Raw genomic sequence first — 15,540 nt, 5'->3', positions numbered from 1 at the left:
GATGACCTTCAGTTCAGGCCCCGCACTGCTGTTCTGCCCCGGCGATCGACCGGAGCGCTTCGAGAAGGCCTACGAGCGGGCGGATGCGGTGATCCTCGATCTCGAGGATGCCGTCGCACCAGGAACGAAGGCGGTTGCACGCACGAACGTGCTCGCCTCGAGGCTGGATCCGGCCCGGGTGATCGTGCGCATCAATGCCCCCGACACCGCAGAGTTCGCGCCCGACCTCGCCATGATCGAACAGTCGCCGTATCGCACGGTGATGGTCGCAAAGACAGAGGATGCCGCATCTCTCGACCTGTTCGATGCCACGTATTCACTGGTCACCCTGTGCGAGACAGCTCGTGGGATCAGCAGCGCGGCTCAAATCGCGTCGCATCCGCGAGTGGTCGCAATGATGTGGGGCGCGGAGGATCTGGTCGCCTCACTGGGCGGTACGTCGAGTCGCGGTACCGACGGCTCCTACCGCGAGGTGGCCCGCTACGCCCGATCCAAGGTGCTGCTCGAGGCCCGCGCACACGGCAAGGCCGCGATCGACGCGGTCCATATCGATATCGACGATGTCACCGGCCTCGCCGATGAGGCGATGGATGCTGCGGCCTCCGGCTTCGCGGCGACAGCGTGCATCCATCCGAGTCAGGTCGCTGTCATCCGCGAGGCCTATGCGCCGGACGCGGCCACGCTCGAATGGGCACGTGACGTTTTGGCTGCCGCAGAGGGGGAGCGTGGCGTCTTCCGCTTCCAGGGGCAGATGATCGATGAACCACTGCTTCGGCACGCGCGCGCATCAGTGGCGCGGTCGCGGTAGCCGCTCAGGCGGCGATCGGCTCGAGCAACCGCAGCACGCCGGGCGATGCTTCGAAGCGGTGCACCGAGCCGTTGCGCAACACATCACCCTCGCGCGGAAGCGTGCCACTAGAGACGTGATTCAGGAGCGATCGGATCACGCCGCCGTGCGTAACGACGATCACCGACTCCGCGACGGGCGCTGAGCGGCGACGGGCCTCACGTGCGATCGCATCCAGCGCGCCGAGCGCCCTCTCGCATACGCCTGCGAGCGTCTCCGAACCAGGAGGGGCCGCATGCCAATCGCCGTATTGCTCGAGATAGTCGGCGACGAGGATGCCCTCTCCTTCGCCGAAAGAACGCTCACGCAGATCCGGCACGAGCTCAGGACTTGCCAGACCGAGTTCTGCGGCGATGATTTGCGCCGTCTCATGCGCACGCACCAGCGGGCTCGCGTAGATCGCGTGGTGTGTGCCGTTCGCGAGGAGTGCAGCCGCATTGCGGGCGTCGTTCTGACCGGTCGCGTTCAAAGCGATATCGGTCGATCCTTGGATTCGACGAGCAAGATTCCACTCTGTCTGGCCATGGCGCACGAGAGTCAGCAACGTCACTTCAGCAGCTCCTGTAGGGCAGGGAGCACATCGCTGGTGCCGCCGGGGAGCGTGACATGCGCCCAGGCATCGGCGCGCGTCGGCTCGTGATTGATGATGATCAGGGGGATGCCACGGCGGCGAGCACGCTCGACAATCCGCACACCGGAGTTCACTACGAGGGAAGAACCCGCGACGATCAGGGCATCGCTCGCGCGCAGCAGCGACTCAGCGGCGCGGAATCGGTCGGTGGGCACAAACTCGCCGAAGAAGACGACATCAGGCTTCAGCATTCCGCCGCAGACCGTGCACGTGGGAACGATGAAGTTCGCGGTGCTCTCCGGTGCGACGTCTCCGTCGGGATTGAGCTCGATGTTCTCGGGCACCATGATCCACGGATTCAGCTGCTCGATCTGCACCGCGATGTCTCTGCGGTCGAACACCTGGCCACACTGCAGGCAGTTGACGCGCCGCATCGTGCCGTGCACCTCGATCACCCGTGCGCTACCGGCGCGCAGATGCAGGCCGTCAACGTTCTGTGTGATCACGCCGGAGACGAGGCCGTCCCGCTCCATTTCGGCAAGCGCGATGTGTCCTGCGTTCGGCTCTGCCGAGGCGAACGCGCGCCATCCGAGATGTCCGCCCACCCAGTACCGACGCCTGGCCGCTTCGTCGGCAAGGTAGCGCTGCCCGGTCATCGGATCGGCCCGAGTGCGGGCACCTTCGCCACGATAGGCGGGGATGCCGGAGTCGGTCGAGATCCCGGCACCGGTCAGGAGCGTGATCTTATGTCCGCGCAATAGTTCGGCGGCTTTGGCAATGTCGGCAGATAGATCGACATGTGTCGTCGCGGTCACGGAACCTCCCTGAGCGAGTCTAACGGCGAGCACACCTGCCTGGGCGCCCGGTAGAAGGGGGCGCGCGATGGCAGAGTGGATGACATGCAACTCGAGTACATCACCGATGCGGCAGATCCTCGCCTCGCCGACTATCGGAACCTCACCGACACGGCTTTGCGCCGCGTGCACGAGCCCAGAGGCGGTCTGTACATCGCGGAGTCTGCAAAGGTCATCGAGCGGGCGATCTCAGCGGGCCACAAGCCGCGTTCGGTGCTCGTCCAGCGACGCTGGGTTGCTGGCATCCAAGACCTCCTCGCCAAAACTGACACTCCGGTATTCGTCGTGCCTGATGACGTCGCCGAAGCAGTCACCGGGTACGCCGTGCACCGCGGCGCCCTCGCTTCTATGCATCGCCCTGAACTGCCTACTGTCGCCGAGGTACTGAATGATGCGCGCCTCGTGCTCATCCTGGAGGACTTGATCGAGCATACGAACGTCGGAGCCGCGTTTCGCGCTGCCGCCGGACTCGGCGCCGATGCGGTGCTCGTCTCGCCTCGCTGTGCGGATCCGCTGTATCGCCGCAGCGTCAAGGTGAGCACTGGCACCGTGTTTCAGGTGCCGTGGACCAGGATCGGCGATTGGGCAGATGCCGTGACCGAACTGCATGCCGCGGGCTTCGAGATCGCGGCGCTCGCTTTGAGCGACGACGCCGTGTCACTCAAAGCCTATGCGGGCTCACGACCGGAGAAGATCGCGCTGGTGATGGGGACCGAAGGCGACGGGCTCTCCCGCACGGCACTCGATGCGGCCGACACGGTCGTCACGATTCCGATGCGTGGGGGAGTGGACTCGCTCAACGTCGCATCCGCCGCAGCCGTCGCCCTGTGGGCACTCTCGAACTGATTACCGAGTGTCCGGCAAGACCACGGGGGAGGCGTCAGGCCGCTTCGCAGTGATCAGATCGCCCGAAGACTGGTGGTGGATGCGCCTCAGCACCCACGGGACGAGGTGCTCACGTGCCCAGCCGAGATCTTCAGCACGAGCCTCGCGCCACGTGCGCACAGGTAGTGCGTCTGGTTGCATCGGCTGCAGGTCATTGGGGACGTTCAGCGCTCGGAGCGCCATGCGTGCGACTTCGTGGTGGCCGAGGGGATTGAAATGCAGACGGTCATCGGCGAAGAACCGCGAGTCCTGCACCGACTTCAAGGCCCACTGATCGGCGACGATGCAGTCGTAGCGGTCTGCGATGGCGCGAAGATTCTCGTTGTAGATCGCGACCTTGCCGCGGAAGGGGCGCAGCACCGGCGCGAACCCGGTATCGATGCCGGTGAAGATCAGGATGGCGGCGCCGGTGGAGGACAGCCGTGACACCGCGTCGTCGAGCTGGTCTGCGATCTGGTCGGGGTCCGAGCCTGGACGGAGAACATCGTTGCCCCCGGCGCAGAGGGAGATGAGGTCGGGGCGAAGCGCAACGGCCGGCTCGACCTGGTCCGCAACGATCTGCGCGATGAGCTTGCCGCGCACTGCGAGGTTCGCATAGGCGAAGTCGTCAACCTGTTGAGACAGCACCTCCGCAACGCGATCCGCCCAGCCGCGATTCCCACCTGGAGACGCCGGATTCGGATCTCCGATGCCTTCGGTGAATGAGTCTCCGATGGCCACAAACCGACGCCACGGGTGCGCACTCTCGTTTGAAACGTGTGGGATGCCGAACGAATCCTGATTAGTCATCGTGCTCTCCTTCGCAGCATGCGCGTTCGCAGCTTGCACGACCTGGATCGCGGCCACGCAGAGAACGAGCCTACCCGCAGTGACAGCCTCTTGGCGGGCGGGCATCCGATGTCGTCAGTACCGATTACCCTTGAACTGATGCTCTCTCCGTCCTTCCCCCAGCGCGCCCCATGGGGAACGGCTGACAAGCTCCGTGCCTGGCAGCGAGAGGCCCTTGAGGCCTACTTCGCCCGTGATCAGCGGGACTTCCTCGTCGCCGCGACCCCTGGCGCAGGAAAGACGACGTTCGCACTCACTCTCGCCGTGGAACTGCTCCGGATGGGAGAGGTGAACCGCGTAATCGTGGTCGCCCCCACCGAGCACCTGAAGACCCAGTGGGCCGATGCAGCAGCGCGCGTGCACATTCGCCTCGATCCACGATTCCGTAATAGCCACTGGGCGCCGTCCCGGCAATATCACGGCGTTGTGGTCACGTACGCCCAGGTGGCCGCGAAGCCATCTCTGCACCGCCATCTGACCGAAGACGCCAAGACGCTCGTCATCCTCGACGAGGTGCATCACGGTGGTGACGCACTCAGCTGGGGTGACGCGATCCGCGACGCCTACGGGCCAGCGAAACGTCGACTCTCGATGTCAGGAACGCCGTTCCGCAGCGACACCGCCCCGATTCCATTCGTCACATACGCGCCAGATGAGTCTGGTGCACGCGTCTCTGTCACCGACTACGCCTATGGCTACGGTCGTGCCCTCGCTGACGGCGTCGTGCGACCGGTGCTGTTCCACATGTACGCCGGCAAGATGCGCTGGCGCACAAGCGCAGGAGATGAGCTCGAAGCCCATCTTGGGCAGGACAACACGAAGGACGTCAACTCGCAGGCCTGGCGCACGGCGCTGGACCCGGAGGGTGCGTGGATGCCCGCGGTGCTCTCCGCGGCAGATCGGCGCCTCACCGAGATCCGCAACCACATTCCGGATGCTGGCGGGCTCGTGCTCGCCACTGATCAGACTGTCGCTCGCGCCTACGCGAAGATCTTGCACAGCCTCACCGGGGAGCAACCCACCATCGTGCTGTCTGACGATGCCACGGCATCCGAACGCATTGAGAAATTCGGCGCGAATACCAGCCGGTGGATGGTCGCGGTGCGCATGGTGTCTGAAGGCGTCGACGTTCCCCGACTCGCTGTGGGCGTATACGCCACATCGTCTTCAACGCCGCTCTTCTTCTCTCAGGCCATCGGTCGGTTCGTGCGAGCGCGGCGCCGAGGTGAGGCCGCGAGCATCTTCTTGCCCAACGTTCCCGTGCTCATGACCCTCGCGAACGAGCTCGAGAAGCAGCGCGATCACGCGCTCGACCGTCAGAGTAAAGACGAAGATGGTCTGGACGACTCGCTGTTGGAGAGCGCGAACCGTGAAGAGGAAGCGTCTGACGCGCTGACTCAGGAGTTCAGCTATCAAGCAATCTCCTCCCTTGCGCACTTCGACCGGGTGGTGTTCGAGGGGCAGGAGTTCGGTCAGCTCGCGGAACCAGGCACGGCCGAAGAAGAAGAGTTCATCGGGATTCCGGGCCTGTTGGAGCCGGAGCACGTCCATGAGCTTCTCATGCAGCGCCAGTCACGTCAGTCGAAGCTGCGTGAGGCGCGTGAGGCCACGGAGAGTACGGAGACGGTCACGACGCTGCCTGCGCCGCTGCACCGCACGCTTCGAGAACAGCGTCAGTTGCTGAACAGCCTGGTGGGACTCTATGCGCGCCAGGCAGGCGAGCCGCACGGCGCTGTGCACTCCGAGCTGCGCCGTATTTGCGGCGGGCCAGCCGTCTCGCAAGCGACGGTGACCCAGCTGCAATCGCGCATCGAAGTGCTGCGCAAACGCGTACGCTCCTGACGCAGCGCCGGATGCTTTGACCGGCCAGAGCCGGCGTCATTAGGAACCCCGAAATGCTGGCAATCAGGGCATTCTGGCGTGTTCGACTTCGCCGTCTCGATACCGTTGAAGGCGCCCCAACTGGGCGGCCCACCCCACTATGGAGGATTCATGACCGCGCCTGCATTCGCGCAGCCGACCGCAGCTGACCGTCGACGTTGGGCGCGGTACTTGGTGGAGGAGCGCGCTGAGGGCTACGTCTATCAGGAACTCGCTGCGCGCAAGACCGGGGAGGAAAAAGAGATTCTCCAGAGTCTCGCAGAGGCCGAGCGCCGTCACGAGCAGCACTGGCTGGATCTGCTCGGTGGCGAACCCGCCCGGCTTCCCCGAGTAGGGCTGCGCTCACGCTTGCTGGGATGGATGGCGGGGCGCTTCGGATCGATCTTCGTGCTGGTGCTCGCTCAGAGTGCCGAGGCGAGATCTCCCTATGACACCGAGAAATACGCGACGCCGGCGATGCGCGCGGACGAGAAAATCCACTACGAGGTCGTTCGCGGTCTCGCCGCGCGCGGCCGTCGTCGGTTGTCCGGTTCCTTTCGCGCGGCGGTCTTCGGAGCGAACGACGGGCTTGTCAGCAATCTCGCCCTTGTCCTCGGAATCGGGGCGACGGGTGTGAGCTCGAGCCTCGTGCTCTTCAGTGGGATTGCGGGGCTTCTTGCCGGAGCCCTGTCGATGGGCGCGGGGGAGTTCGTCTCCGTGCGATCCCAACGCGAGCTTCTCGCATCGACCGAAGTCAACGAGGATGCGGCGCACTCTGCCGCAGATCTCGACATCGACGAGAACGAGTTGGCGCTCGTGTACCGAGCACGAGGCATCGCCCAAGAAGAGGCGCTGGCCCGCTCCCGTCGCATCATCACGGCAGCCCAAGAGGGGGTGCGCCGCACCGTCACCGGCCCGATTCGCGCTCATGACGCGACGGGCGATCATGAACTCATTGGCAGCGACTGGACAGCTGCGCTTTCCAGCTTCTTCCTGTTCGCCTCCGGGGCGATCATCCCCGTGCTGCCGTGGATCTTCGGTCTCGAAGGGATGCCGGCGATCGTGCTGGCGCTCGTGCTGGTCGGCATCGCGTTGCTGGGTACCGGAGCGATGGTCGGGATTCTCTCTGGCGGCCCGCCGCTGCGGCGAGCGCTCCGGCAGTTGGCGATCGGATTCGGTGCTGCGGCGATCACCTACGCGCTGGGACTGCTCTTCGGAGTCGGCGCCGTCTGATCACGCCGGCAAACACTCCGGCAATGACGTGGGAGGAAAAACACGGCCGCGATTCGACTGCGGGCCGTGTTTCTCTTCCCGCACTGGATGCGGGGATACAAGTCGCACCGGTGATGACGTAAAAAAGAAGGCCCCCTCTCGGGAGCCTTCTTCTCTGCTGTGCTATCTGTGCGCGGAGGGGGACTTGAACCCCCACGCCCTTACGGGCACTACGACCTCAACGTAGCGCGTCTACCATTCCGCCACCCGCGCAGGTGATGAAAAGTCGTTGCCGACCGAAGAGAAACATTACCAGATCCGATCAGGGGCTACGAACCAAGGCGCACCCCGGGCGTGCCGGGCAGCTTCGATAGCCTTGACTCATGTCTCAGCCGCAGCATCCGGAAGTCGTGCGCATTGCGCGTGACCTCATCCGCTTCGATACTTCGAACTTCGGGGGCGGAAAAGCCGAGGGTGAGCGCGAAGCTGCCGAGTACGTCGGCGCCTATTTGGAAGGCCTCGGGCTCGCCCCGGAGTATTACGAGCCCATCCCACGCCGCACCAACGTTATGGCGCGCGTTCCCGGACGTGATTCCAGCAAACCAGCACTCGTCGTGCACGGCCACCTCGACGTGGTCCCGGCGATGGCAGAGGACTGGAGCGTCGATCCGTTCGCGGGTGACGTTCGCGATGGGATGCTGTGGGGCCGCGGCGCCGTCGACATGAAGAACATGGACGCCATGATCTTGACCTCCGTCGCCGACATCCTGCGTGCGGGGGAGCAGCCTGAGCGTGACCTCGTGCTGGCGTTCTTCGCCGACGAGGAGAACGGGGGTGTCGAAGGCTCGGCGCTCGTCGTGAAGGATCGTCCAGAGTGGTTCGCCGGTGCGACAGAGGCGATCAGCGAGGTCGGCGGCTACTCGATCACTGTCGACGATCGCCGGGCGTACCTGTTGCAGGTGGGGGAGAAGGCCCTCATCTGGATTCGGCTCGTCGCAAAGGGGCGTGCCGGTCACGGCAGCCGCCTGCATGACGACAATGCCGTGGTGAAACTCGCCGAGGCCGTCGCCGCGATCGGGCGCACGCGGTGGCCTATCCGGCTCACTGCGACCACGCGCGCGCTGCTACAGGGCCTCAGCGACCTCACTGGGCGCTCATTGGATGATCCGGATGCTCTTGCCGCGGCATCCGGCCCCGCCGAGGCGTTCCTGCGCTCCACGTTCCGCACGACCACCAACCCGACCTCGCTCACCGCCGGCTACAAGCACAACGTGATCCCTGAGCGTGCTGAAGCGCTCATCGACGTTCGCGTGCTGCCAGGTACGGAAGATGACGTTCTCGCCGAACTGCAGCAAATCGTAGGCGACGACATCATGATCGAAACCGTGGTGCGTGATATCGGTATGGAGACGCCTTTCGAAGGAGATTTGGTCGACAACATGGTGCAGGCGTTGGGGCGCCATGACCCAGGCGTTCCGGTCATTCCATACCTTCTCGGTGCGGGAACCGACAACAAGGCGCTCTCGAGGCTCGGGATCACTGGATATGGCTTTGCCCCGCTCCGACTTCCGGCAGATCTCGACTTCACGGGGATGTTTCACGGAGTTGACGAGCGGGTGCCCGTAGAATCGCTTGTCTTCGGTCGCCAGGTTTTGGCCGACCTGCTGCGCACATACTGATCCAGTTCCGCACCATCCAGAAAGTCTCTCTATGCACCTGCTCGAAGCGCTGTTCCTCGGCATCATCCAGGGACTGACCGAGTTCCTCCCGATCTCCTCCAGCGCACATCTGCGCATCGTCGGGACCTTCACTGGCTCTGGCGAGGATCCGGGAGCAGCATTCACCGCGATCACCCAGATCGGCACTGAGGCGGCGGTCGTGGTGTTCTTCTGGAAGGACATCACCCGCATCATCGGGCATTGGTTCCGATCGCTGATCGGCAAGCTTCCGCGTAACGACCCAGACGCACGGATGGGGTGGCTGATCATCATCGGCAGCATCCCGATCGTGGTGCTTGGCCTGCTCTTCCAGGACCAGATCGAGACGGTGCTGCGCTCGATGTGGATCGTGGCGATCATGCTGATCTCGTTCGGCATCCTGCTCGGCGTCGCAGACTATGTCGGCGCGAAGCGTCGCAAACTCGATCAGATCACTTACCCACACGGTGTGCTGTTCGGCATCGCGCAGGCGCTCGCCCTGGTCCCCGGCGTCTCCCGCTCAGGCGGAACGATCACGATGGGGCTGTTCCTCGGTTACGAACGCGCGGCCGCGGCGCGCTACGCATTCCTACTCGCGATCCCCGCGGTGTTCGGCAGTGGTTTCTACCAGTTGTTCAAAAGCTGGGATGCGCCGGACCAGTACTTCACGATGGGTGAGACGGTTGCCGCTACAGGCATCGCCTTCGTTGTGGCACTCGGCGTGATCGCGTTCTTCATGAGCTGGATCTCGAAGCACAGCTTCCTGCCGTTCGTGATCTACCGCATCCTGCTCGGCGCCACGCTGCTGATCCTGCTGTCGACCGGAGTGATCGCGGGCTAGCGCTTGTGGTCACCCGGCGCATCGCCGCGGCGACGCAGGTAGCGCTCGAAGGCCTGTGCAATCGCGTCGCCTGATGCCTCGGGGGAGTCCCAGGTGTCTCTCGTGCGCTCGAGCTGATGAATGTACTCGGTCATGTCCTCATCATCGGCAGCAGCGGCGTCGATGGATGCTTCCCACGTCGCCGCGTCCGTGCGCAGGCGATCGCGGGGCATGTCGACACCGGTCAGTTCCTCCAGCCGATCCAGCAGGGCCAGCGTGGCCTTCGGCGACGGAGAAGCGGTCGCGACATAGTGCGGCACGCTCGCCCAGAGGCTGGCGGTAGGGATGCCAGCACGCTCCGCGAAGTGCTCGATGACGCTGAGAATGCCGACTGGCCCCTCATACAGCGAACGCTCGATCCCTAGTGTCTCGCGCACCTGTTCGTTCGAACTCGCCGAGAAGATCGAGATGGGCCTCGTGTGCGGTACGTCCGACAGCATCGCGCCCAGTGTGATGAAGCCGGTGACATCGTCGCGCAGCGCGACATCGATGAACTCGTTCGCGAACGCCTGCCAGGTACGTGCAGGCTCGACGCCGGTGAGTAGCCAGAACTCAGGGGATCCGTCCGTTGACCGCTCGGCAGGACGCCACAGGGCAGCTTCTGGCCAGCGGAGCTCGCGGCGTCCGGTGGCATCCATCTTCGAAGATGGGCGGGTGTACTGATAATCGAAGTACAGCTCTGGGTCTACGGAGTGCACGAGCTCGTAGTCGACGCTCTCACGGAGCACCTCGATAGCGCCACTCGCTGACTCACCGGCATCGTTCCAGCCGTCGAAGGCGACGACGACGACGCGGTCTCCCAGCGCATTCATCGATTTCTCCATCCAGATTGAAAATGAGTATCCCTCCAGGCTAGTCGGCGCTCGGCCAGTGTGGGACATGCGCCGGGCTAGCATGGTGAGGTGAGTCAAAAGCCCCGCGCGGTCCTCTGGGACATGGATGGAACACTGGTCGACACTGAGCCGTATTGGATGGCGGCCGAGACGACGATGGTCGAATCGTTCGGTGGCACTTGGTCGCACGAGCAGGCCTTGCAACTCGTCGGAAACGGCCTGCTCGACAGCGCGATTCTCCTCCGCGCCGCGGGCGTTGACATGGCGCCCGGCGCGATCGTCGACAAGCTCACCGACGATGTGCGCGATTCTCTTGCCACCCAGGGAGTGCCTTTCCGTCCTGGGGCAAAAGAGCTGCTGCGGGAACTCCACTCCGCAGGAATTCGTACTGCGTTGGTGACCATGTCGTTGCGTCGCATGGCGCTCAGCGTCGTTGATCTCATCGAGTTCGATGCCTTCGAGTACATCGTCGCCGGTGACGATGTCGAACATCCGAAGCCGCACCCCGCGCCGTATCTGCAGGCGGCCGATCTTCTGAACATCGACATCGCGGATGCTGTGGTCATCGAAGACTCCGTGACAGGCCTCCGGGCCGGAGCAGCCTCGGGCGCGGTTACTCTCGGCGTGCCTCACATGATTTCACTTGATGGCCACGGTGCACACGCACTCTGGCCGACGCTGGCCGGACGCACAGCTGCCGACGTCATCGAGCTCTACAACACCACGAAGGCTACACAGACCGGAGGGGCCGCGCGATGAGTGTCGCAGCCGTACGACCGAGCGGTCCATTTCGCGAAGGCGACCGGGTCCAGCTGACTGGCCCGAAGAATCGTCTGCACACGATCACGCTGGCCGAAGACGGTGAGCTGCACACCCATCATGGCGTGCTCAAGCATCGTGATCTGATTGGTCTGCCTGATGGTTCTGTGGTGACCAATAGCTCCGAGCACGAGTATCTCGCGCTGCGTCCGCTACTTCGAGATTTCGCGATGTCGATGCCCCGAGGTGCGGCGATCATCTACCCGAAGGATGCCGCGCAGATCGTCATGCAGGCCGACATCTTCCCCGGCGCGATCGTGGTGGAAGCCGGCGTCGGTTCTGGGGCTCTCTCGTTGGCGCTGCTGCGCGCCATCGGCTCTGACGGAACGCTGGTGTCCTTCGAACGACGTGACGACTTCGCTGAGGTCGCCAAAGCCAATGTCGACACATTCTTCGGGGCAACGCCAGACACCTGGCGGGTCGTCGTCGGCGATCTGCTTGATGCACTGCCGGCGGAACTGCCGGATGGCACGGTGGATCGCGTCGTGCTGGACATGCTCGCGCCGTGGGAGGTCATGGATGTCGTCGCCGACGCGCTCACGCCGGGTGGCGTGGTGCTCTGCTACGTCGCGACCGCCACTCAGCTCTCACGCGTGGCCGAATACATCCGCGGCACCGGCCTGTTCACCGATCCGGATGCATCCGAGACCATGGTGCGAGGCTGGCACGTTGAAGGACTCGCCGTACGACCAGATCACCGTATGGTCGCGCACACCGGATTCCTGCTGACCGCACGTCGGCTCGCGCCTGGGACGATCGCGCCTGAGGTGAAACGTCGCGCATCGAAGTCGAGTTATGGCGACGAGGACGTGGACGCCTGGACGCCAGGAGCCGTCGGCGACCGCGAGATCACTGACAAGAATCTGCGCAAGCGAGTGCGAGAGGCGACCAAGGCGGCAGACGGCGCACGCCAAGCTGCAGCGTCGCGCGAATCTGAGCAACGTTCACAATAGACTGGAGCGCGTGCGTAAAACGTCTGCCGTTCTGGCCTCACTCAGTCTCGCTCTCGTCGCCCTGACCGGGTGCGCGTCGGGCCCCGCGTTCAGTGGTGCCGCGTGCGATCGCGCAGCATCCACAAGCGGGCTCGAAGACATCGCAACGATCAAAGGCGACGTCGGCTCAGTGCCCGAAGTCGAGATGTTCACTCCGATCGGAGCGCAGAAGAGCGCATTCAATGACGTCGTCGTCGGGGACGGCCCCGCGCTGACCAGCCCGACCCAGAGCGCAGTCATCGAGTTCTCACTGTTTTCCGGGAACACGGGCGAGCTTGTCGCCGGCACCGCGTACGAAGAAGATCAGGCGCAGCTTGTGAGCATCGACTACTGGGCACAGCGCGTCCCCGCATTCGGCACGGCACTCGAATGTGCCACCGGGGGCAGCCGGGTGCTCGCAGTGATCACACCCGAGGACTTCGGCGCAGAGAACCTGGCCGGCTTCGGTCTGGAAGAAGATGAAGCGGTGGTCGCGATTTTCGATGTGGCCAAAGCATTCCCGTCGAAGGCCGACGGGGCGCCGCAGTACAACGACGCAGCAGGCATGCCCACCGTCGTCCGTGCACCGGACGGACGCCCCGGCATCATCGTGCCGGACACCACCGCCCCCACAGAGCTCGAAGTTCAGACCCTTCTCAAGGGCGACGGCGCGAAGATCGCAGAGGGCGATCAGATCCTCGTCAACTACACCGGCGTCACCTGGGATGAGAAGACGGTCTTCGACTCGTCCTGGGACCGCTCAGCAGCCACTTTCGACCTAGCAGGGTTGATTCCCGGCTTCTCTCAGGGCCTCGTCGGGCAGACCGTCGGCTCGCAGGTGCTCATCGTCATTCCGCCGGAGCTGGGCTACGGCGCAGAAGGCTCGGGTGCCGTTCCCGCAGATGCGACGCTCGTGTTCGTCGTCGACATCCTTGGCATTAATCCTCCTGCCGCACCTGCGACTCAGTGATGGCAGCCCGGATTCCCCCTGAAGAGCGTCAGACAAACCTTGTCGTGGCGCTGATGGCCACGGAGATCGGGCTCACAAAACAGCAGATTCTCGACAACATTTCCGGGTACCGTCAGCGAGCCGAGGCAGGCACGCGGACAGATGCGCTGGAGAAGATGTTCGAGCGCGACAAAGACGAGTTGCGCACACTCGGGGTCCCGATCGAGACGATTGGTGAGCCTGGGGAGCCGAACGACCTCCGTGAGGCGAGGTATCGGATTCCGAAGGCCGAGTACGACCTACCGGAAGACATCGAGTTCAGCGCCGCAGAACTCGCAGTGCTGCAGTTGGCGGGCAGCGTGTGGAGCGCAAGCTCATCTTCGGCCGATGCGCAAGCAGGTGTTCGTAAGATCCGGGCGCTCGGCATCGACGGTGATGAGCCGATCATCGGCTTCGCGCCGCGCATCACGACGCGGGAAGCGAGTTTCGCGCCTCTCCAGTCGGCCATCGAGGAGTGCAGAGTCGTCACCTTCGAATATCTGAAGCCGGGAGAGCAGTCGCCCAGACACAGGCGTGTGGAGCCACTCGCTCTGCTTGACTATGAAGCGCGCTGGCATGTGTATGGCATCGACCTCGACGCAGATGACGAGCGGACTTTTCTGCTCAGCAGGGTCGTCGGCGACGTCACAGTGACGAAGAAGTCGTTCGACGCAGGTCTGCGTGACGGTGCAGGCGACCGCGCACTGGCAGGGCTTGAAGCGGTGGCGGCGCGCAATTCCGCGCTACTTGAGATCACCCCTGGCACCGAGGCCGCGCTTCGCCTCGGACGTCGTGCGACCGCACAGGTACAGGGATTCAGCGTCCCATTCGTTGACCTCCACGTCTTTGCCGATGAGCTGGCCTCCTACGGGCCAGAGGTTCGCGTGGTGGAGCCTGCCTCTCTCATGGACGCGGTGATCGCTCGTCTGACAGCGACGATCGCCACGCACAACGACAGCGTGGAGTCGTGATGGCGGAAAAACCGAAGGCGCCCCTGGCCGCGGATCGTGTGCGTGCTTACCTCACGCTGGTGCCATACCTGCTGGAGCGCGGACAGGTCTCGCTTGACGAGGCGGCACGCGAATTCGACGTCACCGCTGCGGAGATGCGCGGCATGGTCGAAAAGCTCACGGTCATCGGCCTTCCCGGTGAGGGCGGGTACTGGCAGCAACCCCAGGAGATGTTCGACATCAACTGGGATCTTCTCGATCAAGAAGACGTCATCGAGATCACGAACGAAGTTGGCCTTCGTCGCGTACCCCGCTTCACTGCACGTGAAGCGGCCGCGCTCCTGGCCGGCCTGCAGGTGGTGGCCGCAGTGCCGGCAGTGGCGGATTCTGGACTTGTGGCAGGTCTGCTTGCGAAACTCTCAAGCGCAGCAGCGGACGCACCAGCGGATGTTGTGATCGCGCCGAGCGCAGTCGATCACGTGCGTGACGTCGTCTCTACCGCGGTGAACACCGGTGTGGCAGTCTCTTTCCGCTATCAGGCACCGGATGCCGAAGCCACCACACGCACCGTCGACCCGGTGCAGGTACTGATCACGAACGGCCAGTGGTACCTGCAGGGCTGGTGTCATCTGCGCGAGGCGATGCGCACCTTCCACCTCGATCGAGTGAGCGAGCCGGAACTGACGCAAATCCCGATCACACACGCGGATGACTACCTTCCTGATGCTTTCCGCAGCATCGGCGATGACGACGAAGTGACGGTGCGGCTTTCGGAGCGACTGGTGCCTCTGCTTGGCGACTTCGTGCACGCAGACAATTCGGATTCACACGACGGATTCGTCACCGTACGCATTCGTATGGCCGATCCACGCGGCATCAAGCGCGTTGCAGGGCGATTCGGCGGCCAACTTGAGGTGCAGGACCCACACAGTGCTCGTTCGGCCACACGAGAGTGGGCCGCGGCGGGACTCGCGCTCTACGGACACCCTTAAGCGATGACGCTCGGTTAGACTGACACGACGCCACCCCATTTGGAGGAGCAAGCTATGGGCAATCTCTTTGCAGGACCGCACCTGTGGATCATCCTGATCATCATCGTGTTGCTCTTTGGCGCTGCCAAGCTCCCAGCGCTCGCGAAAAGCCTCGGCCAGTCCGCTCGGCTCTTCAAGGGTGAGATGAAGGCGCTGAAGGAAGACGACGCGCCCGCGGCCTCGGCTGACACCGCAGTGGCACCGAAATCCGTGACGCCTTCAGGTGACGGAGTCGCCAACCAGGACACGCCTCCGCGCATTCCATAAGCCGTGACCGAGCTGGACGCACCGGCGCCCCCGACTGTCCGTCATGA

The 15,540-nt window shown here is 64.0% G+C and carries 16 protein-coding genes and 1 tRNA gene; 12 read left to right on the top strand and 5 right to left on the bottom strand.

The features are described 5' to 3' along the window. The first annotated feature begins 1 nt into the window (after position 1). The gene (locus tag AC1C2O_RS03590) at positions 2 to 808 is read left to right on the top strand and encodes an HpcH/HpaI aldolase/citrate lyase family protein (protein WP_495429076.1); all 807 of its coding nucleotides are present in this window, start codon (positions 2 to 4) and stop codon (positions 806 to 808) included. Between the two features lie 4 nt (positions 809 to 812). Here the strand turns inward: AC1C2O_RS03590 and AC1C2O_RS03585 are convergent, their stop codons facing one another. Together AC1C2O_RS03585 and AC1C2O_RS03580 are read right to left on the bottom strand one after the other, a co-directional pair. Further along, positions 813 to 1,397 carry a histidine phosphatase family protein gene (locus AC1C2O_RS03585; RefSeq protein WP_495429075.1) on the bottom strand — a complete coding sequence of 195 codons (585 nt, stop codon included), beginning with the start codon at positions 1,395 to 1,397 and terminating at the stop codon, positions 813 to 815. Beyond that, the gene (locus AC1C2O_RS03580; RefSeq protein ID WP_495429074.1) at positions 1,394 to 2,233 is read right to left on the bottom strand and encodes a Sir2 family NAD-dependent protein deacetylase; all 840 of its coding nucleotides are present in this window, start codon (positions 2,231 to 2,233) and stop codon (positions 1,394 to 1,396) included. The genes AC1C2O_RS03585 and AC1C2O_RS03580 overlap by 4 nt, the downstream gene beginning before the upstream one ends. A gap of 84 nt (positions 2,234 to 2,317) precedes the next feature. Here AC1C2O_RS03580 and AC1C2O_RS03575 point away from each other — a divergent pair, with 84 nt between their 5' ends. Further along, positions 2,318 to 3,118 (top strand): TrmH family RNA methyltransferase, encoded by an 801-nt coding sequence (locus AC1C2O_RS03575; RefSeq protein ID WP_495429073.1) that lies wholly within the window; start codon positions 2,318 to 2,320, stop codon positions 3,116 to 3,118. Here the strand turns inward: AC1C2O_RS03575 and AC1C2O_RS03570 are convergent, their stop codons facing one another. Next, complete coding sequence (locus AC1C2O_RS03570; protein WP_495429072.1) at positions 3,119 to 3,946, bottom strand: SGNH/GDSL hydrolase family protein; 828 nt, start codon at positions 3,944 to 3,946, stop codon at positions 3,119 to 3,121. Between the two features lie 138 nt (positions 3,947 to 4,084). On the opposite strand from AC1C2O_RS03570, the gene AC1C2O_RS03565 reads away from it, so the two are divergent. Further along, on the top strand, positions 4,085 to 5,827 hold the full coding sequence (locus AC1C2O_RS03565; RefSeq protein ID WP_495429071.1) for a DEAD/DEAH box helicase: 1,743 nt from the start codon (positions 4,085 to 4,087) through the stop codon (positions 5,825 to 5,827). Positions 5,828 to 5,977: 150 nt separating this feature from the next. Continuing rightward, positions 5,978 to 7,078, top strand: a complete 1,101-nt coding sequence (locus AC1C2O_RS03560; RefSeq protein ID WP_495429070.1) for a VIT1/CCC1 transporter family protein — start codon at positions 5,978 to 5,980, stop codon at positions 7,076 to 7,078. 169 nt (positions 7,079 to 7,247) lie between these two features. Here AC1C2O_RS03560 and AC1C2O_RS03555 read toward each other — a convergent pair. Continuing rightward, a tRNA-Leu gene (locus tag AC1C2O_RS03555) sits at positions 7,248 to 7,330 on the bottom strand. Positions 7,331 to 7,440: 110 nt separating this feature from the next. Here AC1C2O_RS03555 and AC1C2O_RS03550 point away from each other — a divergent pair. Further along, positions 7,441 to 8,736 carry a M20/M25/M40 family metallo-hydrolase gene (locus AC1C2O_RS03550; protein WP_495429069.1) on the top strand — a complete coding sequence of 432 codons (1,296 nt, stop codon included), beginning with the start codon at positions 7,441 to 7,443 and terminating at the stop codon, positions 8,734 to 8,736. A gap of 31 nt (positions 8,737 to 8,767) precedes the next feature. Next, positions 8,768 to 9,595 (top strand): undecaprenyl-diphosphate phosphatase, encoded by an 828-nt coding sequence (locus tag AC1C2O_RS03545; RefSeq protein ID WP_495429068.1) that lies wholly within the window; start codon positions 8,768 to 8,770, stop codon positions 9,593 to 9,595. On the opposite strand, the gene AC1C2O_RS03540 is transcribed toward AC1C2O_RS03545, so the two are convergent. Next, complete coding sequence (locus tag AC1C2O_RS03540) at positions 9,592 to 10,446, bottom strand: PAC2 family protein (RefSeq protein ID WP_495429067.1); 855 nt, start codon at positions 10,444 to 10,446, stop codon at positions 9,592 to 9,594. The two genes, AC1C2O_RS03545 and AC1C2O_RS03540, sit on opposite strands and share 4 nt — an antisense overlap. Positions 10,447 to 10,536: 90 nt before the next feature. Between AC1C2O_RS03540 and AC1C2O_RS03535 the strand changes: the two genes are divergently transcribed. Genes AC1C2O_RS03535 through AC1C2O_RS03510 form a run of 6 tightly spaced genes read left to right on the top strand, consistent with a single transcriptional unit; the run spans position 10,537 to position 15,493 of the window. Next, complete coding sequence (locus tag AC1C2O_RS03535) at positions 10,537 to 11,226, top strand: HAD family hydrolase (RefSeq protein ID WP_495429066.1); 690 nt, start codon at positions 10,537 to 10,539, stop codon at positions 11,224 to 11,226. Continuing rightward, positions 11,223 to 12,239: a tRNA (adenine-N1)-methyltransferase gene (locus tag AC1C2O_RS03530; RefSeq protein WP_495429065.1), complete on the top strand. Its 1,017-nt coding sequence runs from the start codon at positions 11,223 to 11,225 to the stop codon at positions 12,237 to 12,239. The genes AC1C2O_RS03535 and AC1C2O_RS03530 overlap by 4 nt, the downstream gene beginning before the upstream one ends. A gap of 10 nt (positions 12,240 to 12,249) precedes the next feature. Further along, positions 12,250 to 13,227 (top strand): FKBP-type peptidyl-prolyl cis-trans isomerase, encoded by a 978-nt coding sequence (locus AC1C2O_RS03525; protein ID WP_495429064.1) that lies wholly within the window; start codon positions 12,250 to 12,252, stop codon positions 13,225 to 13,227. Beyond that, a complete protein-coding gene (locus AC1C2O_RS03520; protein WP_495429063.1) occupies positions 13,227 to 14,216 on the top strand; it encodes a helix-turn-helix transcriptional regulator in 990 nt (329 codons plus the stop codon). The genes AC1C2O_RS03525 and AC1C2O_RS03520 overlap by 1 nt, the downstream gene beginning before the upstream one ends. Next, positions 14,216 to 15,187: a helix-turn-helix transcriptional regulator gene (locus AC1C2O_RS03515; protein WP_495429062.1), complete on the top strand. Its 972-nt coding sequence runs from the start codon at positions 14,216 to 14,218 to the stop codon at positions 15,185 to 15,187. Before AC1C2O_RS03520 ends, AC1C2O_RS03515 begins: the two co-directional genes overlap by 1 nt. Before the next feature lie 54 nt (positions 15,188 to 15,241). Then, a complete protein-coding gene (locus AC1C2O_RS03510; RefSeq protein WP_495429061.1) occupies positions 15,242 to 15,493 on the top strand; it encodes a twin-arginine translocase TatA/TatE family subunit in 252 nt (83 codons plus the stop codon). Positions 15,494 to 15,540 lie beyond the last annotated feature (47 nt).

The organism is Microbacterium sp. Y355 (assembly GCF_059445345.1).
This window is presented reverse-complemented; position numbering and strand designations above follow the sequence as displayed.